The 22028-nt window shown below is 63.2% G+C and carries 24 protein-coding genes; 15 read left to right on the top strand and 9 right to left on the bottom strand.

The features are described from left to right. Positions 1 to 169: 169 nt before the first annotated feature. Genes panB through PHE40_RS05240 form a run of 4 tightly spaced genes read right to left on the bottom strand, consistent with a single transcriptional unit; the run spans position 170 to position 3439 of the window. The gene (gene panB, locus PHE40_RS05255) at positions 170 to 946 is read right to left on the bottom strand and encodes a 3-methyl-2-oxobutanoate hydroxymethyltransferase (protein WP_299959033.1); all 777 of its coding nucleotides are present in this window, start codon (positions 944 to 946) and stop codon (positions 170 to 172) included. Continuing rightward, positions 943 to 1410, bottom strand: a complete 468-nt coding sequence (locus PHE40_RS05250; RefSeq protein ID WP_299959030.1) for a CinA family protein — start codon at positions 1408 to 1410, stop codon at positions 943 to 945. The genes panB and PHE40_RS05250 overlap by 4 nt, the downstream gene beginning before the upstream one ends. Next, positions 1407 to 1853: a phosphatidylglycerophosphatase A gene (locus tag PHE40_RS05245; RefSeq protein WP_299959028.1), complete on the bottom strand. Its 447-nt coding sequence runs from the start codon at positions 1851 to 1853 to the stop codon at positions 1407 to 1409. Before PHE40_RS05245 ends, PHE40_RS05250 begins: the two co-directional genes overlap by 4 nt. Continuing rightward, a complete protein-coding gene (locus PHE40_RS05240) occupies positions 1850 to 3439 on the bottom strand; it encodes a lytic transglycosylase domain-containing protein (protein ID WP_299959025.1) in 1590 nt (529 codons plus the stop codon). Before PHE40_RS05240 ends, PHE40_RS05245 begins: the two co-directional genes overlap by 4 nt. A 76-nt stretch (positions 3440 to 3515) precedes the next feature. On the opposite strand from PHE40_RS05240, the gene dapA reads away from it, so the two are divergent. Together dapA and smpB are read left to right on the top strand one after the other, a co-directional pair. Beyond that, positions 3516 to 4394: a 4-hydroxy-tetrahydrodipicolinate synthase gene (gene dapA, locus PHE40_RS05235; RefSeq protein ID WP_299959022.1), complete on the top strand. Its 879-nt coding sequence runs from the start codon at positions 3516 to 3518 to the stop codon at positions 4392 to 4394. Further along, positions 4391 to 4882: an SsrA-binding protein SmpB gene (smpB, locus tag PHE40_RS05230; RefSeq protein ID WP_299959019.1), complete on the top strand. Its 492-nt coding sequence runs from the start codon at positions 4391 to 4393 to the stop codon at positions 4880 to 4882. The genes dapA and smpB overlap by 4 nt, the downstream gene beginning before the upstream one ends. Positions 4883 to 4899: 17 nt before the next feature. Here the strand turns inward: smpB and PHE40_RS05225 are convergent, their stop codons facing one another. Beyond that, the gene (locus tag PHE40_RS05225) at positions 4900 to 5529 is read right to left on the bottom strand and encodes a uracil-DNA glycosylase (RefSeq protein WP_299959016.1); all 630 of its coding nucleotides are present in this window, start codon (positions 5527 to 5529) and stop codon (positions 4900 to 4902) included. Further along, a complete protein-coding gene (locus tag PHE40_RS05220; RefSeq protein ID WP_299959013.1) occupies positions 5526 to 6101 on the bottom strand; it encodes an NYN domain-containing protein in 576 nt (191 codons plus the stop codon). Before PHE40_RS05220 ends, PHE40_RS05225 begins: the two co-directional genes overlap by 4 nt. 129 nt (positions 6102 to 6230) lie before the next feature. Here PHE40_RS05220 and folK point away from each other — a divergent pair, with 129 nt between their 5' ends. The 7 genes from folK (at position 6231) to PHE40_RS05185 (ending at position 13526) form a co-directional block, all read left to right on the top strand. Further along, positions 6231 to 6734, top strand: coding sequence for a 2-amino-4-hydroxy-6-hydroxymethyldihydropteridine diphosphokinase (gene folK / locus PHE40_RS05215; protein ID WP_299959010.1), 504 nt, complete (start codon positions 6231 to 6233; stop codon positions 6732 to 6734). A gap of 64 nt (positions 6735 to 6798) precedes the next feature. After that, positions 6799 to 7206: a DNA-directed RNA polymerase subunit omega gene (gene rpoZ / locus PHE40_RS05210; RefSeq protein ID WP_299959007.1), complete on the top strand. Its 408-nt coding sequence runs from the start codon at positions 6799 to 6801 to the stop codon at positions 7204 to 7206. Positions 7207 to 7291: 85 nt separating this feature from the next. Further along, positions 7292 to 9550, top strand: coding sequence for a bifunctional (p)ppGpp synthetase/guanosine-3',5'-bis(diphosphate) 3'-pyrophosphohydrolase (locus PHE40_RS05205; RefSeq protein WP_299959004.1), 2259 nt, complete (start codon positions 7292 to 7294; stop codon positions 9548 to 9550). Continuing rightward, positions 9547 to 9957 (top strand): holo-ACP synthase, encoded by a 411-nt coding sequence (gene acpS / locus PHE40_RS05200; protein WP_299959002.1) that lies wholly within the window; start codon positions 9547 to 9549, stop codon positions 9955 to 9957. Before PHE40_RS05205 ends, acpS begins: the two co-directional genes overlap by 4 nt. A 74-nt stretch (positions 9958 to 10031) precedes the next feature. After that, entirely contained in the window at positions 10032 to 11312 is a 1281-nt protein-coding gene (locus PHE40_RS05195; RefSeq protein ID WP_299958999.1) for a diguanylate cyclase domain-containing protein, read from the top strand. A 211-nt stretch (positions 11313 to 11523) separates the two neighbouring features. Further along, positions 11524 to 12873 carry a diguanylate cyclase gene (locus PHE40_RS05190; protein ID WP_299958996.1) on the top strand — a complete coding sequence of 450 codons (1350 nt, stop codon included), beginning with the start codon at positions 11524 to 11526 and terminating at the stop codon, positions 12871 to 12873. Next, positions 12870 to 13526 carry a flavin reductase family protein gene (locus PHE40_RS05185; RefSeq protein WP_299958993.1) on the top strand — a complete coding sequence of 219 codons (657 nt, stop codon included), beginning with the start codon at positions 12870 to 12872 and terminating at the stop codon, positions 13524 to 13526. The genes PHE40_RS05190 and PHE40_RS05185 overlap by 4 nt, the downstream gene beginning before the upstream one ends. Positions 13527 to 13545: 19 nt before the next feature. Here the strand turns inward: PHE40_RS05185 and PHE40_RS05180 are convergent, their stop codons facing one another. The 3 genes from PHE40_RS05180 to PHE40_RS05170 form a co-directional block, all read right to left on the bottom strand. Then, positions 13546 to 13824 carry a hypothetical protein gene (locus tag PHE40_RS05180; RefSeq protein ID WP_299958990.1) on the bottom strand — a complete coding sequence of 93 codons (279 nt, stop codon included), beginning with the start codon at positions 13822 to 13824 and terminating at the stop codon, positions 13546 to 13548. A 118-nt stretch (positions 13825 to 13942) separates the two neighbouring features. Then, complete coding sequence (locus PHE40_RS05175; protein ID WP_299958988.1) at positions 13943 to 14191, bottom strand: DUF3297 family protein; 249 nt, start codon at positions 14189 to 14191, stop codon at positions 13943 to 13945. Continuing rightward, the gene (locus PHE40_RS05170; RefSeq protein WP_299958985.1) at positions 14188 to 15438 is read right to left on the bottom strand and encodes a D-alanyl-D-alanine carboxypeptidase family protein; all 1251 of its coding nucleotides are present in this window, start codon (positions 15436 to 15438) and stop codon (positions 14188 to 14190) included. Before PHE40_RS05170 ends, PHE40_RS05175 begins: the two co-directional genes overlap by 4 nt. Before the next feature lie 111 nt (positions 15439 to 15549). Here PHE40_RS05170 and lepB point away from each other — a divergent pair, with 111 nt between their 5' ends. The 6 genes from lepB to PHE40_RS05140 all read left to right on the top strand — a co-directional run. Next, complete coding sequence (gene lepB, locus PHE40_RS05165) at positions 15550 to 16296, top strand: signal peptidase I (protein ID WP_299958982.1); 747 nt, start codon at positions 15550 to 15552, stop codon at positions 16294 to 16296. Beyond that, positions 16293 to 16964 carry a ribonuclease III gene (gene rnc / locus PHE40_RS05160; RefSeq protein ID WP_299958979.1) on the top strand — a complete coding sequence of 224 codons (672 nt, stop codon included), beginning with the start codon at positions 16293 to 16295 and terminating at the stop codon, positions 16962 to 16964. Before lepB ends, rnc begins: the two co-directional genes overlap by 4 nt. Continuing rightward, positions 16961 to 17857 carry a GTPase Era gene (gene era / locus PHE40_RS05155; protein WP_299958976.1) on the top strand — a complete coding sequence of 299 codons (897 nt, stop codon included), beginning with the start codon at positions 16961 to 16963 and terminating at the stop codon, positions 17855 to 17857. The genes rnc and era overlap by 4 nt, the downstream gene beginning before the upstream one ends. Before the next feature lie 191 nt (positions 17858 to 18048). Continuing rightward, a complete protein-coding gene (locus tag PHE40_RS05150) occupies positions 18049 to 19593 on the top strand; it encodes a hypothetical protein (RefSeq protein ID WP_299958973.1) in 1545 nt (514 codons plus the stop codon). Beyond that, on the top strand, positions 19586 to 21055 hold the full coding sequence (locus tag PHE40_RS05145; protein WP_299958970.1) for a hypothetical protein: 1470 nt from the start codon (positions 19586 to 19588) through the stop codon (positions 21053 to 21055). Before PHE40_RS05150 ends, PHE40_RS05145 begins: the two co-directional genes overlap by 8 nt. A gap of 171 nt (positions 21056 to 21226) precedes the next feature. Beyond that, on the top strand, positions 21227 to 22028 hold an 802-nt coding region (locus PHE40_RS05140; RefSeq protein ID WP_299958967.1), incomplete at its 3' end, for a glycosyltransferase family 2 protein.

Below are 22028 nucleotides of genomic sequence, written 5' to 3'. Positions count from 1 at the left end.
TAGAGTGCGATCGTTTGAGGTTCGCTCAGCCGAGCGAGCCGAAAGCGTGAATCGCCCTCTGAAAAATGTCTAGAGTGCGATCATTTGAGGTTCGCTCAGCCGGGCGAGCCGAAAGCGTGAATCGACATCTAAAAAATGGCTGAGCCTGATCACACGGAAACCAATCAGGCTAAACCGGGAATTTCCCGTCGCGCACGTCAGCCGCGTAATCGCTCAGGGCAGCCTGCATCAGCGCCGCGCCGTTCACATACTGGCGGGCAAACCCCGGCGCGCGGTCCATGTTCAGCCCCAGCACATCATGCAGCACCAGCACCTGGCCATCCGTGCCCGGCCCCGCGCCAATGCCGATCGTCGGCACGCTCAGCCGCCGGGTGATCGCGGCCGCCAGCTCGCTGGGAATTGCCTCCATCAGCACCATGCGCGCGCCCGCCTCCTCCAGCGCCAGCGCCTCCTCCAAAATCCGCGCCGCCGCTTCCTCCGTTTTACCCTGGCGCTTGAACCCGCCCAGCTGGCGCACATGCTGCGGCGTCAGCCCGATATGCGCGCAAACCGGGACTGCCCGCTGCGAGAGATATCTCACCGTCTCCACCATCGGCATTCCGCCCTCCAGCTTCACGATATCCGCCCCCGCCTTCAGCAGCTTCGCGGAACTCGCGAATGCCTGCGCCGGCCCTTCCTCGAAACTGCCAAATGGCAGATCCGCCATCACCAGCGCGCGCGCCACGCCCTTCGCCACAATGCGCGTATGGTAGAGCATCTGTTCGAGCGAAACCCGCAGCGTATCGGCATCGCCGGCCACCATCATGCCCAGCGAATCGCCCACCAGCACCGCATCCACCCCGGCCGCCTCCGCGAGGCGCGCAAAGGGGTAATCATAGGCCGTGATCATGCTCATCTTACGGCCCTCGCGCTTGGCCTTTTCCCATACGCCCAGATTCTTGCTCACGCGTGCGCTCCTTCGCTCAGCAACTCCAAGGCGAATGCCACACTCGCCTGCCGCACCTCGCCGCGGCTGCCGCTGAAAACCTTATGATAAATGGTGACGCCGCTGGCCATCGCCAGGCCAAACCACACCGTCCCCACGGGTTTGAGCGCGCTGCCGCCGTCCGGCCCCGCGATCCCGGTGATTGAAACCGCCAGATCCGCCCCGGATTTCTCCCGCGCCTCCACCGCCATGCATCCCGCCACCGCTTCCGATACCGCGCCCAGCTCCGCGATCAGCTCATCAGGCACGCCCAGCATCTGCGTTTTCGCCGCGTCGGAGTAAGTGACAAACCCATGCGTGAACACCGCCGAGGCCCCCGGCACGGCGGTAATCGCCGCGGCGAGCATCCCGCCCGTGCAGCTTTCCGCCGTGGCTATGCGCAGCCCCCTGGCCGTGCAGACCTCCACCAGCCGCGCGGCACTCATAGCGGCAGCACCAGGCGCAGCAGCGCCACCGCAACCGCCGCCATCACCCCCGCGATCAGATCATCGCCCATCACGCCGTATTCATCATGCCGCGCATCGGCCCAACCCACCGGCCCGGGCTTGAGAATATCGAACAGCCGGAACAGCGCGAAGCTGAAAACCACCCCCATAAACCCCACATGGCTGAGCAGCAGCAGCGGAATCATCTGCCCGGCGATCTCGTCCACTACAATCCATTTCGGGTCCTGCGCGGCCCTACCCGTGGCGCGGATCGCCTCCACCCCCGTCACGGTGAACACCACAATCCCCAGCAGCAGCGGCAGATGCCCATATTGTAGCAGCGCCGCGCCGATCGCCAGCCCAACCAGCGAGCCAAACGTGCCCGGCGCCTTGGGCGCGTACCCGGAGCCAAGGCCGGAGGCGAGAATCGTCCAAAAGTTCATTTTTTCATCCAGGGGCTGAGGGGGGAATCCGCAGAGCCGGTAAGCTGCGCGCGGTATATGGTAATGCTCTCCACCACCCGCTGCACATAATTGCGCGTCTCGTTGAAGGGAGTTTCCTCCACCCAGTCTATCGTATCCGCCCCGCCGGCCCGCGCGCCCAGCTCCGGGTCGCCGTATTCGGTGAGCCAGTTGGCCACATTGGTTGGCCCGGCGTTATACGCGGCGATCGCCAGCGGCAGGCAATTGCCGAATTGGCGCACCAGCCCCGCGAAATAGGCACTCCCCAGCATCATGTTCTGCGCCGGGTCGAACAGGTCGTCATCGCTCAGCCCGTATTTGCGTGCCGTCATCCTTGCCGTGGCCGGCATCAGCTGCATCAGCCCCACCGCCCCCGCGCCGGAGATCACCCCGGCATCAAAACTGCTTTCCTGGCGCATGATGCCGTCGGCCACAGCCGGTTCCAGCGGGCCTTGCGGCGGTGTCACGGCCAGCGGCCAGCCCTGGCGGATCAGCATCTGTCCGTCACTGCCGGCGGTGCGCGCAATGGCCACCGCGCTCTGGGGAATCCCTAGCCCCAGAGCCAGCTTCGCGGCCATCTCGCGGGTGCGGTCGTCAATCGCCACCTGGCCCAGCCGGTTCAGAAATATCGAGGCGTCCCTGGTGTCGTCCATCTGCACTAGCAGCGCCGCGGCGCGCGGCAGCTCCATCAGGCCAAAATCCAGCGCATCGGCGGCGCTGAACGTGGGTTCGCCCGTGCTCAAAATCCGCGCCGCCAGCTGCTGCGGCGTATCACCCAGGGCGATCGCGGCCAGCTGTCCGTAATATGTATCGGGATACTGCGCCGCACGGGCAAAATCTGCCTGCGCCTGCGCCCCGCTCTGGCTGCGCCCCAGCCAGTACCAGGCCCGCCCTTGCGTAATCACCGAGGGTGAGAGGCTGGCCAGGTTGGTGAACCAGATCGCCGCCTGTTCGGGCTGTTTGAGGAACCTGAGTTGTAAAAACCCGGCCAGAAAATCCCGGTCCTCCACCTGTTCCATCGCGTAGAGGCCATCGGCAGGCGGGTTCACGGCCGTCACCACGGCATAGGCGTCCTTGGCATCCCCCGCCGCCAGCAGTGCTCGCGCCAGCGCGTTCTGCGCCGGCCAGAACATCAACTGCTGCTCAAAATCCGCCGCTGCCGCCGCCGTCTTGCCCTGCGCCACCCACAGCGCCGCCGCCTGGGCATCCTGCCCGGCCGCGTGCAACGCTTTCACCTGCACCAGAAAATCCGGCACCTTGTTGGCCATGCTGGGCGACTGCGTCCCCGCCGCCTGCGCCTGGCGCAGCGCCAGCAGCCCTTGTTCCGGCCAGTCGGGATTCGCGGCGATAAACGCGCGAATTTCATCGGCCGTGCCGCCGCCCGGGTCCAGCAGCTTAAAAAAAGTCACGAGTTTCATCATCAGCGGATCGCCCGTGGCAGCCGCCAAATTCTGCGCCGCGCCAAAATTGCCCGCCTTCACATCCGCCATAATTTGCGGTGAAGCCGGGGTTTGCGCGAAACCCAGAACCGGGACGAGGGTAATCAGCAGGGCGGCCAGATATCTCATGCGCGCTCTTGTAGCATCTGGCGGCTTGCAGGCTACCCCCGGGGCGATTACGTCTCATCCGCAGCAGGAGTAGATAATGTTTCATGGCTCATTAACCGCTTTGGTGACGCCGATGCACGCTGACGGCAGCATCGATGAAGCCGCCTATTCGCGTCTGATCGACTGGCAGATCGAGCAGGGCACGCAGGGCATCGTCCCCGTGGGCACGACGGGCGAATCCCCCACGCTCTCGCATGAGGAGCACAAGCGCGTGGTCGAACTCGCCATCGCCGCCGCGCGGGGCAGGGTGCCTGTCATCGCAGGTGCTGGCTCCAATTCCACCGCCGAGGCCATTGGCCTGGCCGCCCATGCCAAGCGCGCGGGCGCCGATGCGGTGCTGGTTGTCACCCCCTATTACAACAAGCCGACTCAGGAAGGCCTGTTCCGCCACTTCATGGCGATCGCGGATTCGGTGGACATCCCTCTGTTCATCTATAACATCCCCGGCCGCTCGGTTATCGACATGTCAGTGGAAACCATGTCCCGCCTCGCCGCGCATAAAAACATCGTGGGCGTGAAGGACGCGACCGCCAATCTCGCCCGCCCGCTGCACACGCTGCGCGCCTGCGGGCCTGAGTTCATCCAGCTCTCCGGCGAGGACCATACGGCCCTGGCCTATCTCGCCGCCGGCGGGCGTGGCTGCATCTCGGTCACCGCCAATGTCGCGCCCAAGCTCTGCGCGCAGCTGCATGCCGCCTGGGCGCGCGGCGACCTCAAGGACGCCATGGCCATCCAGATGCGCCTGCTGCCCTTGCATGACGCCATGTTCTGCGAGAGCAACCCTGGCCCGGTTAAATACGCAGCCTCCCTGCTTGGCTTTGGCGCCAACACGGTGCGCCTGCCGCTGGCCGAGGTCACCGCTGAATCCGCCGGGCGCATCAAGGCGGCGATGCTGGAAGTGGGTCTGCTCACTTGAGCGCCAAAGGCAAGGAAAAAAGCAAATCCGGCTATATCTCGCACGGGATCGCCTCGCAGAATCGTAAGGCCCGGTTTGACTATAAAATCCTCTCCACCATCGAGGCCGGGATCGTGCTCAAGGGCGTGGAGGTGAAATCCCTGCGCCTGGGCCGCGCCACGCTGAGTGAAGCCTGGGCCGGCGAGCGCGACGGCGAACTCTGCCTCTTCAACGCCTACATCCCCGAATACCAAGGCGGTGTGCTCTCGCGGTTTGACGTGCGCGGCACGCGCAAACTCCTGGTGAAGAAAAAGGAACGCAACCAGATCTTTGGCGCCATCAACCGCGAAGGCGCCACCGTCGTTCCGCTGGATATTCATTTCAACCCGCGCGGTCTGGCCAAGGTGACGCTGGGCATCGCCGAGGGCCGCCAAAAACACGACAAACGCCACGCCATCGCCGCGCGCGACTGGCAGCGCGACAAAGCCCGGCTGCTACGCAACAAGTAGCGCCAGAGCCTGGGCGCTTACGCCCGCAAAAACCCCTTTATATCCCCCACCACTTGCTCGAACATCGCCGCGTTCAGCCGCTTCGTGCTCGTGTTGTAGCGCGACACATGGTAGCTGTCCGCCAGCAACAGCCCGGCGCGCGGCTCATGCAGCGCGCCATGCGCGAATACATGCCCCGCCGCCTTCACCCCCAGCGCCTTCAGCGTCATCAGGTGCGAAATCCCCCCCAACGCCAGAATCGCCCGCAGATTCGGCATCGCCGCGATCTCGGCCTGTAAAAACGGATTGCAGCTCGCCTTGTCCGCGGTTTCGACCTTATGCTGCGGCGGCGCGCACCGCACCGCATTGGTGATCCGGCAGTTCACCAGCACCAGCCCGTCATCGGCCCGCTCCTGGTATTCGCCCCGGGCGAAGCCAAATTTCACCAGCGTGTTGTACAGCAGCACCCCGGCATAATCCCCGGTAAAGGGCCGCCCGGTCCGGTTCGCCCCATTCACCCCCGGCGCCTGCCCAACCACCAGCAATGCCGCGTCCAGCCCGCCAAAACTCGGCACCGGCGCGTTGAACCATCCAGGTTCGCGCGCCCGGTATTCCGCCCGGTACGCCACCAGCCGCGGGCAGCGGGGGCAATCGCGCTCCGGCGTCACGCGGGGTCTTCCTCCCGGCTCGCCGCCCGCCCGCGCGCATCCGCCGGCCTGCGCGTGAACGCCGCGGCAATCTCCGAGAGTTCGGCAAACTGGTCCGCCTGGCGGCGCAACTCGTCGGCGATCATCGGCGGATTGGTCTTGATCGTCGAGATCACGCTCACCCGCACGCCCTTACGCTGCACTGCCTCAACCAGAGGGCGAAAATCCGAATCGCCCGAGAACAGCACGGCATGCTCAATCTTTGGCGCCAGCTCCAGCATGTCGATCGCCAGCTCGATATCCATATTGCCCTTTATCCGCCGCCGCCCCAGCGCATCGGTGAATTCCTTCGCCGGTTTGGTGACCAGGCTATACCCATTATACGCCAGCCAGTCGGTCAGCGGTTTCATCGGCGAATATTCCTCGGAATCCAACAGGGCTGAATAATAATAAGCCCGCACCATATTGGATTTTTCGCTAAAAAAATCGAGCAACTTGCGGTAGTCAATGTCAAGCCCCAGGCTGCGGGTCGCGGCGTAGAAATTCGCGCCATCTATGAATAAGGCTGTACGCTCCTGCGGGGCAAAGCGCATATGAACTATTTCCTGCGGGTAAAAAATCAGTTAAACGAATATACAATATTGAAAAAAGTGTTAGAATAAAGACAATTCTGCAAGCACTTTGTATTTTCTGGAAGATGATCCATTGAAGCACTTTAGCTTATGATACTAATTGCAATCGGTGCCAATCTGGCCGGGGTGGATGGTTCCTCCCCGATTGAGACATGCCGCGCCGCCGTGCCGCTGCTGTGCGAGATCCCGGGGCTTTCCTTCGTCGCTCTCTCCGGCTGGTATCGTACGGCGCCGCAGCCGCGCGCCGAGCAGCCTGACTATTGCAACGGCGCCATCCGCTTTTTCGGCGAGATTGACCCGGCCGAGTTGCTCGCCCGCCTGCATGAGATCGAGGAACGCTTCGGCCGCCAGCGCGCCGGGCTCAACGCCGCCCGCACGCTGGATCTGGATATCATCGACCTCAACGGCGCCATCCGCGCCACCCCGGCCCCCATTTTGCCGCACCCCCGCGCGCACCAGCGCGCCTTTGTGCTGCGCCCGATTCTTGACGTCGCGCCGGGCTGGCGCCACCCCGTCCTGCACCAGAGCGTCGCCACCCTGCTGGCCGAACTCCCCCCGCAAGGCATACAGCCCTGGCATGAGGAGCATCCGTAAAGGGTTGCATCACACAGGCGCGCAGAGTAAGGCGAGCGTTCAATTTTCTGCTGGAGCATTTCGGATGGCCCGCGTCACCGTTGAAGACTGTGTTTTGAAAGTGCCGAACCGCTTCGAGCTGGTTCTGCTGGCGGCTCAGCGCGCCCGCAACATCAGCCGTGGTGAGCAGCTGACCATCGACCGTGACAACGACAAGAACCCGGTCGTCGCCTTGCGTGAAATCGCCGAGGAAACCCTGGCCCTGCCGGATCTCGAGCAGGATCTGGTCAAATCCCTCTCGCGCGTGCCCGAGCCGGAGCCGGTCGACGAGGAAGTGGCGGACCTGATCCCGACCGATCAGAATATCTTCGGCCTGCAGGACGTCTCCGCCGAGGAAGAAGCCGCCGCCATGGCCGCCGAAGCCGAAGAGATGACCCCTGAAGATATCCAGGCCGCCATCGAGGCCGAGCTCGGCGGTAAAACCCGCCGCTGAGCCGGATAAGTTTTTTCGCCGCATGCGGCTGCGGCCGCATTCAGTGCTTTGCACCGCAGCATCGGTGCCTTAAGCTGACTCTATCATGCTGAATGCCTGCAGGGGACCAGTTATCTGTTGCGCGCCCGAGGGCGTGGGGGGCGGCGGGGTCCACCCGGAACTGGGCGGCCTGCTATCCCGCGTCACCGCGTATGATTCCAAGGCCGACCCCGCGCTGATCGACGACGCCTACACCGTCGCCCTCAAGGCGCACGAAAGCCAGAAGCGTGACGACGGCGAACCCTACATCACCCACCCGCTGGCGGTGGCCAGCATCCTGGCCGGCTACCGGCTGGATTGTGCTTCCATCATCACGGCTCTGCTGCATGACGTGGTGGAGGACACCTCAGTCACCCTGCCAATGGTACAGAAGCGTTTCGGGCCGGAGGTGGCGGGGCTGGTTGATGGCGTAACCAAGCTGACCCGCCTGGAGCTGCAATCAGACCGCACCAAACAGGCCGAGAACTTCCGCAAGCTCGTCCTGGCCATGAGCAAGGACATCCGGGTTCTCATCGTCAAGCTGGCGGACCGGCTGCACAACATGCGCACCATCGGTGCCATCGGCGCTGCTCACAAGCGCCAGCGCATCGCGCGCGAGACCATGGAAATCTACGCGCCGCTGGCCGAGCGCATCGGCATGGAATCGGTAAAGACCGAGCTGCAAACCCGCTCTTTCGCCGAGATTGACCCCGAAGCGTATGACACCATCCAGGCCCGCCTCAACTTCCTGCGCGGCCAGGGGGCCGATGTTATCGAGGAAGTCCGCCAGGAATTGCTGCGCGTCTGCCGCGAGGCGGGAGTTGATGTCGCGGAAATCTCCGGGCGTGAGAAATCGCCTTATTCCATCTGGGAAAAAATGCAGCGCCGCAATGTGGCGTTCGAGCAGCTGTCGGACATCATGGCCTTCCGCATCATCGTGCCGACGCGCGAGGCTTGCTACGTCGCGCTGGGCGGCATCCACGCCGCCTATCCCGTCATCGCCGGACGCTTCAAGGACTATATCTCAACCCCCAAGGCCAACGGCTACAAGTCGCTGCACACCGGGGTCACCTTGCGCCACCCGCGCAACCAGAAAATCGAAATCCAGATCCGCACCGCCGACATGCAGATGGTCGCTGAAAACGGCGTCGCCGCTCACTGGCTCTACAAACAGGCCGACGCTTCCCAGTCTGACATCAAACAGTTCCGCTGGGTGCAGGATTTGCTGGAAATTCTGGAAAACTCCGCAGCGCCCGACGAGTTTCTCGAAAACACCAAGCTTGAACTCTACCAGGACCAGGTGTTCTGCTTCACCCCCAAGGGCCAGCTCATCCAGCTGCCGCGCGGCGCCACCTCGGTTGATTTCGCCTACGCCGTGCATAGCCAAATTGGCGATTCCTGCGTCGGCGCGCGCATCAACGGCCGGCTCATGCCGCTGCGCTATGAGCTGCAGAACGGCGATCAGGTGGAAATCCTCACCGCGCGCGGCGGCACACCCTCTCCCGCGTGGGAGCGCTTTGTCGTCACCGGCAAGGCGCGCGCGCGCATCCGCCGCTTCCTCACGCAGCAGGTGCGCGAACAGCACCGCGATGCGGGCAAATCCATGTTGGCCAAGGCCTTCCGCCAGGAAGGCGTCGATGGCTCGGAAAAAGTTCTGGAATCAACGGCAAAAATCCTCAAGCAGGCGTCGCTGGACGACCTGTTCGTCGCGGTCGCCACCGGCGCGCTCGGGCCGAAGGACGTCGTCCACGCCGCCTACCCCGAGCTGAAGGAAGCCCGCGCCCCGCGCATGCTGCCCGCCTTCATGGGTCAGTCGCTCAACCCCCGCGCGCCACGCGGCGCGAACCACAAGGCGGAAGCCGGTATGGCCGTCACCGGCCTCGTCGCGGGGATGGACGTACATTATGCCGGCTGCTGTCATCCGCTGCCCGGTGATAAAATTGTCGGCATTGTCGCCACCGGCAAGGGTATCACCGTCCACACCAAGGATTGCGCGACGCTCGAGACCTTCGCCGCCACGCCGGAACGCTTTATCGACGTCGACTGGGACACTGCCCATCTCAACCGGGCTGGTCCCAAATCCGGCCGTTTCACCGGCCGCATCACCGTCATCGCCAGCAACGCCCCCGGCGTGCTGGCGGCGCTCACCAACGCCGTCGCCAAACAGGACGGCGCGATCGCCAACTTAAAAATCATCCATCGCCAGCAGGATTTTTTTGAAGCCCTCGTCGATGTCGAAGTCCGCGATTCGCGCCATCTCGGCCAGGTCATCGGCGGGCTGCGCGGCGCCCCCGGTATCGCCCAGGTCGAGCGCGCCAAAACATGATCCTCGGTCTCGGTTCCGACCTGTGCGACATCCGCCGCATCGAGGCCAGCCTGGCCAAGTTCGGCGAGCGTTTCACCCGCCGGGTGTTCTCCGAGGTTGAACGCGCCCGCGCCGAGCGGCGCACGCATGCGCGCGCGGCCAGCTACGCCAAGCGTTTCGCGGCGAAGGAGGCCTGCGCGAAGGCTCTGGGCACTGGCTTTCGTGACGGTGTCTTCCTGTCGGACCTGTGCGTGGTCAACCTGCCGTCTGGCCAGCCTACCCTGGAGCTGCACGGCGGCGCTCTGGCCCGCCTGCGCGCCATGCTGCCGCCGGGGCACGCCGCGCATATTGCCCTCTCTTTGACCGATGAATACCCCTACGCCTTCGCACAGGTGATTATTTCCGCCGAGCCGTTAGCCGCCGGTTAACCTCGTTCCGCCTACCATACGAATGAAACCGGATATTAACCAATCCGGTATGGTTCTTTCCGAGGTGGAACAAAATGCTCGCAAACATATTTGGCGCGATTGCATATATCGCGATGGCCTTCACCGTGAACGATCTCGCCATGGCGAGCGAGACCTCCGTGCTGGGGCGGCGGCGCGGGGCGCTGCTGGCGGTGCTCGGCACCGGGGCGCTGGTGCAGATGCTGCTGGGCCTGGCTGTGCATTTCAATTTCACCTTGGCCCTGCCGGCGTTGCGGATGCTGGCGGCGTTTTGCCTGGTCGCGGTGCCGCTCAGCTTCTGGCCCGTGGTGTCGCGGCTCAAGCGCGGCCAGCTGCGTATCCTCAACACCCGGCTGTTGGCGCGCGCGCAACGGGCGGAGGCCGCCGTGGCCGCGGCGCGCAGCTGGCTTGCTCTGGCTGAGCGAAGCGGGCATGTCGGGCACTGGCAGCTCACTGTGCCGGACTATCATCTGTGCTGGTCGGATGAAATGTACCGTATTCATGGCCTGTGGCGCGAGTATTACACCCCGCGCCTTGAGAGTACGCTGGCCGCCTTCCATCCGGTGGACGGCAAGCGCATCGGGGTGTTGCTACAGGAGGCTGCCGCCAACCAGGGCGAGTTCGAGGTTGCGGCGCGGCTGCGCCGGCCCGATGGCGAGATCCGCCACGTCATTCTGCGCGGCGCCGCGGCGCTGGATGCGGCCGGGCAGGTGGGCGAGCTGAACGGCGTGCTGGTGGATGTCACCGAGCCTAAACGCGCCGAGGCGCAACTGGCGCTCTCCGGGCGCCGCGGCCTGCCGCTGGAGGATGAACTCACCGGCCTGGCGGACCGCCGCCAGTTCGACCTCAGCCTGGGCTATGAATTCAAGCGTGCCGTGCGCAGCCGCAAACCGCTGGGCATGGTGCTGTTGGAGATCGAGCATTTCTCCAACTACGGCGCCCATTACGGCGCCCTGGAGGCTGATGCCTGCCTGCGCGCGGTGGCCCAGGCGGTGCAGGCGGTGCCGCGGCGCACCGGCGATGTCGTGGCCCGCTACGGCGCCACCGAAATCGCGGTGCTGTTGCCCCTGGCGGACTCGGCCGGCGCGCAGCGCGTGGCCACGCAGATCCTCGAGGCCGTGCGCGCCCTTGGCCTGCCCAACGCCGGGCAGGAGGCGGGTATTCTCACCGCCTCCTGCGGTGCCGCCGCCTTCGTCGGCATGGACGATCTCTACAATCCCCTGGAACTTACCCGCCGCGCCGCGCGCGCCCTGGCCGATGCGAAGGAGCTGGGGGGCAACCACGTCTGCGGCTACCGCGAGGTGGAGCTTCTGGGCGTTCTTGCCACGAGCGCCTGAATCGGGGCCGATTAACTGAATTTTAAACTCTCGCGCCCTACGCTGAGGCGCGCCTGAATGTTCAGGACCACCGCACGGGATACTGGCACGGTAATTTGGCGGCGCCGGGCCCAATCTGCCTTGGAGGTTGAGCGCATGGAGGTTGAGCGCATGGAGGTTGAGCGCATGGAGGTTGAGCGCATGGAGGTTGAGCGCATGGAGGTTGAGCGCAATGGCAATCTGGCAAGCTGAACTCACCACGCTGATGAGTGCGTTGACTTACGCCTCGGCCGTGCTCGCGCTGCTTTACCTCTTCCGTGCGCGCGGCATCTTGGTTCTAGGCGACCGCCGCGGGCTTCTCGTTGCGCTCCTCGCGGCGGCGGCCGGCTTGCAGGCGCTGCTGCTGTTCGGCCTCGCGCGCGGCTGGGCAGTAGCTTTCGTGCTGGCCGCCGCCGCCGGGCAGCTCGCCGTGGGCATTGGCCTGTGGGTCTTGCTGGCAGGTATAAAACCTCAGCTCGCGGGCGCCATGGGGCGCGGGCTGCGGCGGCAGATTGATCGAGCCAACGGCCTCGCCGCGGCTGCCTGCGCCACGCTGGAAATGGCCGAAGCCACGGCGCGGTTCGGCCGCTGGCAGGTAGACCGGGCGGGCAGGGTGTTCGAATGGTCCACCGCCATGTACCGCATTCATGGCGCCGCCCCCGCCACGTTTCTCCCCTCGTTGGATGCGGTGCTGGCAAGCTTTCATGCCGATGACCGCCAATCCCTCTCCAACGCCCTTTTGGCCGCGCTGGCCGAAGGCGGCGAATTTGAACTCAGGCTGCGTCTGTGCCGTGCCGATGGCGAGATGCGCCATGTTATCATGAGCGGGCGTTCCCTGATGCCGGGCATCGTCTGCGGCGTCCTGGTGGACGTCACAGCCGGGCATCAGGCCGAAGCGCGCCTGCGCGAGGCCACTGCGGCCGCTCTGCACGCCAATACGGCCTTGCGTGAACTCACCCTGGAGGACGACCTCACCGGCCTCTCCAACCGCCGCCAGTTTGATCTCAGCCTGGTGCATGAATTCAAGCGCGCGGTGCGCAGCGGCTTGCCGCTGGGTCTGGCGCTCATCGATATCGATAATTTCCGCGCTTACAACGCGGCCTACGGCAGTATCGCGGGTGATGCCTGCCTGCGCCGCGTCGCGCAGGCGGTTAAATCCATCCCCCGCCGCACAGGAGATGTCGTGGCCCGCCACCGGGGCGGGCAAATCGCGGTACTGCTGCCGCTGGCCGATGATAAAGGCGCTGAGCGTGTCGCCACCGTCCTGCTCGAAGCCGTGCGGGCGTTGCAAATCCTCCATGAGGGTGTTGATTGCGGTTTCCTCACGGTTAGTTGCGGCGTCGCGGCCTTCACCAGCCTGGCGGATGTTAACAATCCGCAAGAGCTGGTGCGCCGCGCCGGCCAGGCGCGGGACAAAGCCAAAACCGAAGGCCGGAACCGCGTCGTGAAATTTGATCTGAGCCTGAACGGCGACCTGTATGACTTCCACAGCCCGCCCCAGAGGTTGGATATGGCCTATTGGATAGAAAACCGCGTGAGTTGATCGTACCCGCCCGGCAGGGATATGCTGCGGGGATGGATACCGAGAAGTATTTCTACGAACCCGCCTCAGGCCATGGCTTGGCGCACGATCCGTTCAACGCCATCGTGGGGCCGCGGCCAATCGGCTGGGTCGCTACCAAGGGCGCGGATGGTTCGGTGAATCTGGCGCCGTACAGTTTCTTCACCGTCTTTAACTACCACCCGCCGATCATCGGCTTCTCCAGCATCGGCGCGAAGGACTCGCTGCGCAACGTGCGGGAAACCGGGGAGTTCGTGTGGAACCTCACCACCCGCGCCCTGGGTGCCGCCATGAATGAGAGCAGCGCCGCGGTGCCTTATGGTGTTGATGAATTCGCCCTGGCCGGTCTCACCAAGGCGCCCTCACGCCTGGTCGCCCCGCCGCGCGTGGCCGAGAGCCCGGTTAATTTCGAGTGCAAGCTGGCTGATATCATTCAGCTCAAATCCGCCGCTGGCGTGTTGGTGCCTACCTGGCTGGTGCTGGGCGAGGTGGTGGGGGTTCACATAGACCCCGCTTTGCTCCCGGGCGGCGTGTTTGACACATTCGGCGCCGGCATCCTGCTTCGCGCCGGCGGAGCCACAGCCTACGCTGAAATCCAGCCCCAGACCCGGCTGGACATGTCCCGGCCTAAATAGAAAACAAACAGGGCTTCGCTCACACCCCGGCTTCGAGCGGGAAGTCGCGCGCCGGATCAATTCCTGCCGCGTCCAGAAACTTGCGTATTTCCACAACCTCCTCCTTGGAAAGCGCATGCTGAGTGTCATGAAAACCATGCGTATGGCCGTTCAGCTTCACCTTCACATGGCCGTTGCCGCCATGGGTCACTTCCCCACCCAAGTCCTCGATTACGGCATACACCAGCCGCGGCTCTATATTGCTGCTCACCGGATGTGCGAACAGCGCGTGCAGTGTGTTGCGGTGCTTATGATTCATCTAAACTCTGTCTCCTCGGTAACGGGCATTTCCACGATAACGCGATCCTGCATGCCGACGGCGTAATGATACACCTCCGCGGGCTTGCTTGAAATCCCGCGGACGCGCCTCCGGGCGCTTAATCCGCGGCGGCTTCCTTGAAATAGGCTTCCACCGTGCCCTTGAGCCGCATCGTCAGCGGCTTGCCGTGGCGGTCCACGGTCTTGCTCACGGCAACGCGGACCCAGCCTTCGCTGGCGCAATACTCTTCGACATTGGTTTTCTCAACGCCGTTGAAGCGGATCCCGATGCCGCGTTCAAGCACAGGCTCGTTGAAGAACGGTGATTTGGGGTCGTTGCTCAGATGGTCGGGGGGCGTATCGCTCATATGTATTTGCTCAGCTTGCGTTTGAGTTTGGTGACAAAACTGGCGGGCGCTTCGTCCGCCAGGGCAATCGCCGGGGCGGTGGTAAGCGTCTTGCCGTCCAGCGTATAGGTAATTATCCCCAATGTCTCACCCTTGGTGGTGCCGGGCGTCAAATCGGCGGTGTAGGCAATGTTGTGGGTAATCCGTGCGGCGGCGTCGCTGGGCAGGGTAAGGGTGATATCTTTCCCAGGGCCCACCGGCACGGTGCCGGTGTTCAGCGCACCGCTGGCCAGCGTGGCCACCTGCTGCCCGGCGGTGGCGATCTGCTCGTCGGTGAAGAATTTCTGCCCATAATCGAGCAGCGCCTCAATCGCGGCGGTGCTGGCGGCCCAGGTCGGCCCGCCCATCACCGCGGCGATCAGCCGCATGTTGCCGCGCAGGGCGGTGGCGTCGATGCAGTGGCCGGAGGCATCCGTCAGCCCGGTTTTCATCCCGTCCACCGTCGGGTCGTGCGCCAGCACCGGGTTCCAGCTCGCCTGCGTTATGCCGTTATATGTATAGCTTTGTTCCTTGGAAATGTTCAGGAACTCCGGCTCATCCTTGATGATATTGCGCGAGAGGATGGCAACATCCAGGGCGCTGGTATGCTCGGCCGGGTCGGGCAGCCCGTCCACATTGGTAAAGACCGTATTGGTCATCCCCATCGCGGCGGCGTCTTTGTTCATGATCTGCACGAACGCTCCCTGGGTGCCGGCAATCTGCTCGGCCAGGGCCACGGCGGCGTCATTGCCCGAGACAATGATCAACCCATGCAGCAGCTGGTCCACTGTCACCGTGCTGGTGGTGTCGATGAACATGGTGGAGCCGCCGGCATGCCAGGCGGCCGCGCTCACAGGCACCACCTGGTCCATCTTCAGCGACCCATCATGCAGCGCCTGGTAGGCGATATGCGCGGTCATCAGCTTGGTCAGGCTCGCGGGGGCCACCTGTAAATTGGGCGCTGCCTCGGCCAGAATCGCACCTGTCGCGGCATCCATCAGCACATAGGCGGTGGCCTGCGGCAGCGTTGGCGGGGTAGGGGTGTTCTTGTCGGCGATCGGGCTATCGGGCACCGGCGGCGGGCCGGAGGCCGCGGCCGTCGCGGTGTCCTTGTTCTGGGCATTCGGGGCCGCGGCATGCGCGCCGTAATGCGGTGTTTTGGCCAGCGCCGGGGCGGCGCCCATGGCAAGGCTCAGAACCATCAGGGAAATGCCGGTCGATTTCTTCATGCACAGCTCTTTCTTCATGCGGGGCAGACAAGTGGAGGGCTTTTGCACCGATTTCTTGACAAGCCGCAAGCGCCGGGCTTGATGCGCCAACTCAACGGATTGGGCTTAAACATGGCGCGGCACGACAGTAAAACCGGCACGATGGCTGAATTCTTCAAGACCATCTTTTACGCCGGGCTCATTGCGGTAGGCATTCATACCTTTCTTTATGAACCATTTTTCATTCCCTCGGGCAGCATGGTCCCCACTTTGCTGGTCGGGGACTATCTGTTTGTTAACAAATTCGCCTACGGCTATTCACATTACTCCTTCCCCTTCGCGCCAGATATTTTCTCCGGCCGCATCATGGGCAAGCTGCCGCCGCGCGGCGCGGTGGTGGTGTTCCGCCCGCCCGGCCTGCCTAACGAGGATTTCATCAAGCGCGTGATCGGCCTGCCGGGCGACACCATCCAGGTCACCGGCGGCCAGCTCTACATCAACGGCCAGCTCGTACCGCGCACGTTCGTCGGCAACTATACTGACACCAGCTCCGGCGGCCCGGTGGAGGCGAAGGACTACATAGAGACCCTGCCGAATGGCAAATCCCATGCGATTCTGAAAGAGACCGACGGCGGCTTCGCCAACAACACCCCCCTCTATACCGTCCCGGCGGGGGATCTGTTCATGATGGGCGACAATCGCGACGACTCCGAGGATTCGCGTTTCATGGACGGCCCGGTCGGCTATGTCCCGCTGGAGAACGTCATCGGCCCGGCGGACATGATTTTCTTCTCCATCGACCTGCAACATCCCTTCTTTGAATTCTGGTACTGGCCGGTTGAAATCCGCTGGGACCGGATGTTCCACAAAATCTCTTGAGCCGGCTGGACCACGCCCAGACGCTCCTGGGGCACCGTTTTGCCCGGCAGGAGCTGCTGGCTGAGGCGCTGACGCACCGCTCCGCCGCCGGTGCCAAGGGGGTCGGCTCCAATGAGCGGCTAGAGTTCATCGGTGACCGTGTGCTGGGGCTGATCGTGGCGGAATGGCTGATCGAGCGCTTTCCCAACGAGCAGGAGGGCAAGCTCGGCCCGCGCATGGCAGCCCTTGTCTCTAAGCCGGCGCTGGCGGAAATCGCCCAAAATAACGGCCTGGCGCCGCTGCTCAACGTCGCGGCGGGGGAATCCAAGCGCGGCGTGCGCAACCAGGCCACCGTACTGGCCGACGCGCTGGAGGCGGTCATCGGCGCCTTGTATCTTGATGCCGGGTTGGACGCCTCGCGTCATTTCATCCGCCGCGTTATGGGGGATGTGGTGGAAAAACAATCCATTCCGCCAAAAGATCCAAAAACGGCCTTGCAAGAATGGGTGCTCAAGCGCGCCCTGCCACTGCCGGCCTATGAGGTGGTGGAAATGTCCGGTCCCTCGCATGCGCCGCGCTTTGTCATCAAGGTGAGCGTGGGCGACGCGGCAGGGCGAGGCGAGGCAGGCTCCAAACGCGCCGCGGAGCAGGCGGCGGCGCAGGCGTTATTGGGAGTATTACCGGAATGACAACAAGTAGATGCGGCTTCATCGCCCTCATCGGCGCGCCCAACGCGGGCAAATCCACCCTGCTCAACCGCCTCACCGGCGCCAAACTCTCGATTGTGACGCCCAAGGCCCAGACCACCCGCGCCCGCGTGCTGGGCATTCTGCCGCGCGGCGAGGCGCAAATTTTGTTCGTTGACACGCCAGGCATCTTCGCCCCCAAACGCAGGCTGGACCGTGCGATGGTCGCCGCCGCCTGGGATGGCGCGACCGAGGCGGATTACGTGCTCCTGCTGGTTGATGCCAAGCAGGGCCTCACTACCGCCGTGCGCGAAATTGTCAGCCAGATCGCCGCCACCGGGCGCAAACTCGCCCTTGTGCTTAACAAGGTAGACCTGATCGACCGCCAGAAGCTCCTGCCGCTCACGCAGGACCTCGCCGCCCTGGCGGATTTTGAACAGGTCTTCATGATCTCGGCCGCCACCGGCGACGGGCTGGAGGTGCTGCTGGATTTTTGCGTCGCCAAACTCCCCGCAGGCCCGCATCTCTACCCCGACGACGAGCTGACCGACCTGCCGGACCGCCTGCTCGCCGCCGAGATCGTGCGCGAGCAGATTTTCCTGCAAACCCGCGATGAAGTCCCCTACGGCACCACGGTCGAGACCGAGAGCTTCAAGGTACAGAAATCAGGCGTGCGGATCGACGCGGTGATCTACGTCACCAAGGCCAGCCACAAGGCAATCCTCATCGGCGCCAAGGGCGCGCGGATCAAGGAGATCGGCATGCGCGCGCGCAAGGAGCTGACCAAGGTGCTGGAAACCAAGGTAGACCTCTTCCTGCGCGTGAATGAGCGCCCCGGCTGGGACGAAGAAGCCGCCCGCATCCGCGCCACGGGGCTGAATGACCCGAAGGTGTGAATAGCTGCCGCCGTGCGAGGCGGCGTTCGTTCTTTGCTTGATGTGAGAGGCGATATTCTGTTTAACGGACCAGGCGCATGATTGAAACAAAACACAAACCCCCGGCTTGGCGCTGGCATCTGGGCGCTTTGGGACTATACGCAGCTCTTGCGGTTCTGGTTGTTGATCATGGTGTGAACCCGGAGCGGTTTTTGGCCGGGCATGGCAGTGACCCGTTTCTCTTTGTCTGGTTCATGGCTTGGATGACTTATGCGCTGACCCATCATCTGAATCCTTTTTTCACCAATCTTCTCTGGCAGCCGGTGGGTGTGGCGTTGAGCTGGGCAACGCCGGTTCCCTTGCTGGCGCTGGCTGGCGCGCCGGTGACTTTGCTGTTCGGCCCCGCGGTAAGCTATAATTTATTCATCATCATCGCCCCCGTTGCCTCGGCCTGGTTTGCCTACCGGCTTTGCCTGGCTCTTGCACAAGACCATCCGGCCGCGCTGCTCGGGGGCCTTCTCTTTGGTTTTTTCACCTATGAGATGGCGCAGGATTCTGCTGTTCTGAACCTGAGCTTCACATGTTTTGTGCCAGCTCTGTTGTGGGTTCTGGTGTTACGATTGCAAGATAAAATCGGCTGCTTGCGCGCGGTCTTGCTGGCGTCGCTGTGTCTTACCGCTGAGTTTCTTACCAGCATCGAAATTTTTGCGTTGATATTCATATTTGGCGGCATCGCCTGGCTGCTCGCGCTCTCTTTCATCCCTGCCCAGCGCGGCATATTAGTGAGGCTCTTCGTTGACGGATTGTTGGCGGCGCCAATTGTCATTATGGCGCTTTCGCCTTTGCTCTGGCAGATGTTTCTGCATCGCGGCACGGTCAATCGACCAGCTCTTTGGCCTTATTACTTTGTAGCGGACCCGTTAAACGTCATTCTGCCCGGAAAAACCAGCATCATTCCACTTTATATAACAAATGCGGCAGGCGGCGCCCAGGAGCAAGATGCCTATATCGGGCTTCCGCTGCTACTGGTTCTGGCGCTATTTGCCAGAGGGCAATGGCAAACCCCCACCGGGCGCTTTCTCGTTGTTTTATTCCTCATTCTGCTGGCCGCAAGTTTTGGCCCGTTATTATGGATCGCCGGGCACCCTACGAATATTTCCTTACCCTGGGCTCTCTTTGTTCATCTGCCGTTGCTTGGCATGGCCCTGCCGGCACGGTTCGCTTTGTTCGTCTCGCTCATCACCGCGATCATCGCGGCCCTCTGGCTGTCAGGCGCGCGCACGCAACCATCAAGAAGGCGCCGCGGCGCATTATGCACGCTGGCCTGCCTGGCCTTGCTTCCGGCATTTCATCCCTGGATGAAAATTCCGGAATCAAAATTTTTTGCGCCGGGAGAAGTGGAGGCCCAGCTGGGGCCTAACCCGCGCCTGCTGCTGCTTCCCTTCGGGATCAGCGGCCCCTCATCCTACTGGCAGGCTGAAAATAATTTCGGCTTCACCCAGACAGGCGGCTATCTCGGTTTTCCGCCCAAGGCGATGCAGCATTTCAATGCCATCTGGCAGATGCTAGGTAGTGAGTGGGGAGCGGATTTCCCCAGGAATTTCGTTAAATTCTGCGAACAGACGAACACTCAATATGTCGTGGCCGGACCAGGCACCGCGGCGGCGATGCTGGCGGTGCTGGCGGCATTGCACTGGCCATCGCGGCAGGTTGATGATGTAACGATATTCACAGTGCCGGGCGTCAGCAGTGGTTGAGAAAAAAATCTCCTGGCGCTGGCACCTGGCCGCGGCGCTCATCTACGCAGCCGAATCCTGGCTGTACCTGGACCATGCCGCGCCACTGACAAAAACGGTTCTCGGCCTGGGTTCCGACCCATCGTTGATCATGTGGTTTCTAAGCTATTGGCCCTGGGCGGCCGCGCATCACATCAGCTCTCTGCAAACACATCTTTTGTGGCAGCCGGTAGGGCTCAACCTAGCCTGGACAACCAGTGTTCCGCTGCTGGCATTATTGGCGCTGCCGTTCACGCTCCTGGGCGGTTCCATTCTGGCTTTCAACGTCCTCACCCTTGCGGCGCCAGCACTCGCGGCCGGGGCTGCTTACCTGTTGTGCCTGGAGCTTTTCACGGTCCCGGCCGCCGCGCTCATCGGCGGCTGGCTGTTCGGCTTTTCCTCCTACGAGGCCGCGCAGACAATTGACCATCTGAACCTTGATTTCACCTGCCTGCTGCCACTGCTGCTGCTGGCCGTGGTCCGCCGCCTGCGTGGCAAATCCGGGCGCGCTTTCAGTGTCGTGGCATTCGGCCTGCTGCTTGGCGCGCAATTCCTCATCTGCCCCGAAATTCTGGCGACCAGCGCCTTAACCGGCGGCATGGCGCTGGCGCTGGCATTCTGGCTGCTGGCGCCGCGCCGCGCCCAGCTCGCCGCCCTGCTGTTAGACTTTGCTCTCGCCGCTCCCATTGCCCTGCTGCTGAGCAGCCCCATTCTTTACGCCATGCTCACCGGCCCGTTCGATGTCGCGCATCCTCCGCAATGGCCACATATTTTCTCAACTGACCTGCTGAATTTCATTCTCCCCACCAAAACCGCCGCATACGGCGGTGCGTTGTTCCACCGCTTCACCAAAACCTTTTCCGGCGGGCTGGACGAACAGGCAGGCTACCTTGGCCTGCCGGCGATCGCGCTGCTTGTTATCGCGTATCGCAATTTCTGGCATTGCCAGGAGTATCGTCTGCTCTTCATTATGCTGGCGGCCGTTCTGTTGGCGAGTCTGGGGCCAGAATTACACATCGCGGGCCATGCCACGGGCATTGCGCTGCCCTGGGCTTTGCTGCAGCATCTGCCTTTGCTGGGCGCGGCGCTACCTTCCCGTATGGCGCTCTACAGCAGCCTGCTCATCGCCATCATCCTCTCTGGCTGGGTCGCTGCCCGCGCGGAGCGGTTGCGGATCATCGCCGGAGCACTGGTCTGCCTTTCACTCAAGCCCGTGTGGCACCCTGTCTCGCCATCCCCGGCGTTGACAATTTTTTCGCCCCGGCAATGTGCAGGCCGTGCTTGGCCCGCACCCACGCCTTTTGCTCCTGCCGTTTGGCATTTCCGGCAACTCCTCCTACTGGCAGGCAGAAAGCGCTTTCACCTTCTCACAGGTTGGCGGCTACCTCGGTTATCCGCCGCGGGCCTTCCAAGCTTCCCCAGCCGTGCGGGAACTTTTTTTTAACAAATTTCCAGCTGGCGCCGCAGCGGATCTTGCCAATTTCTGCCACCAAACCGGCGCGCAATACGTTGTCGTTACCCCTGGTACGTCTCCGGCCGGCTGGGCAGTGCTCCAAGCACTTGACTGGCGCGGGCAAAGAGTCGACGACGTGACGGTGTTCACCGTACCCGCGCCATGACCGATCTGATCTCCCTCGTCGTCCCATTTTATAACGAGGCCGAGGCGATTTCGCATTTCCGCGCCATGCTGTTGCCGGCGCTGGAGGCCATCCCCGGAACAGATTGGGAAATCATCTGCGTCGACGATGGCAGCACTGATACCACTTTGTTGCAGCTTGTTGCGCTGGCGCAGGCCGACCCTCGTTTCCGTGTCATCGAATTTTCGCGCAATTTTGGCAAAGAGGCCGCGCTGACAGCGGGGATTGACGCGGCCCGTGGCACCGCGGTCATCCCCATTGACGCTGATCTGCAAGACCCCCCGGCGCTGATTGCCCAGATGCTCGCCGCCTGGCGCGCGGGGGCCGAAGTCGTCCTGGCGCGGCGCACCGACCGCAGGAGCGATGGCGTGCTCAAGCGCCAGACCGCCGCCTGGTTTTACCGTTTGCACAACCGCATGTCGCACACGAAAATTCCCGAAAATGTGGGGGATTTCCGGCTTATGGACCGCGTGGTGGTAAATGCGCTCAAGCAACTGCCCGAGCGCCAGCGCTTCATGAAAGGGCTGTTCGCCTGGGTCGGCTTCCGCACCGTCACCATTGACTACACCCGTGCCCCGCGCGCGGCGGGGGTGAGCAAATTCTCGGGCCTCGCGCTGTGGAATTTCGCGCTGGAGGGGTTCACCAGCTTCTCCACCGCGCCGCTGAAAATCTGGACGTATCTCGGCGCGCTCACCGCGCTGGGCACGGTCATGTACGCGCTCTATATCGTCATTTATACAGTAGTATTCGGCAACAAAGTCCCAGGCTATGCCTCGCTCT

The sequence above is a fragment of the Acidocella sp. genome (assembly GCF_028687955.1).
Taxonomy (GTDB): Bacteria; Pseudomonadota; Alphaproteobacteria; order Acetobacterales; family Acetobacteraceae; genus Acidocella.
Note: the sequence above shows the minus strand (reverse complement) of the source record. Positions and strands in the feature narration are given on the sequence as shown.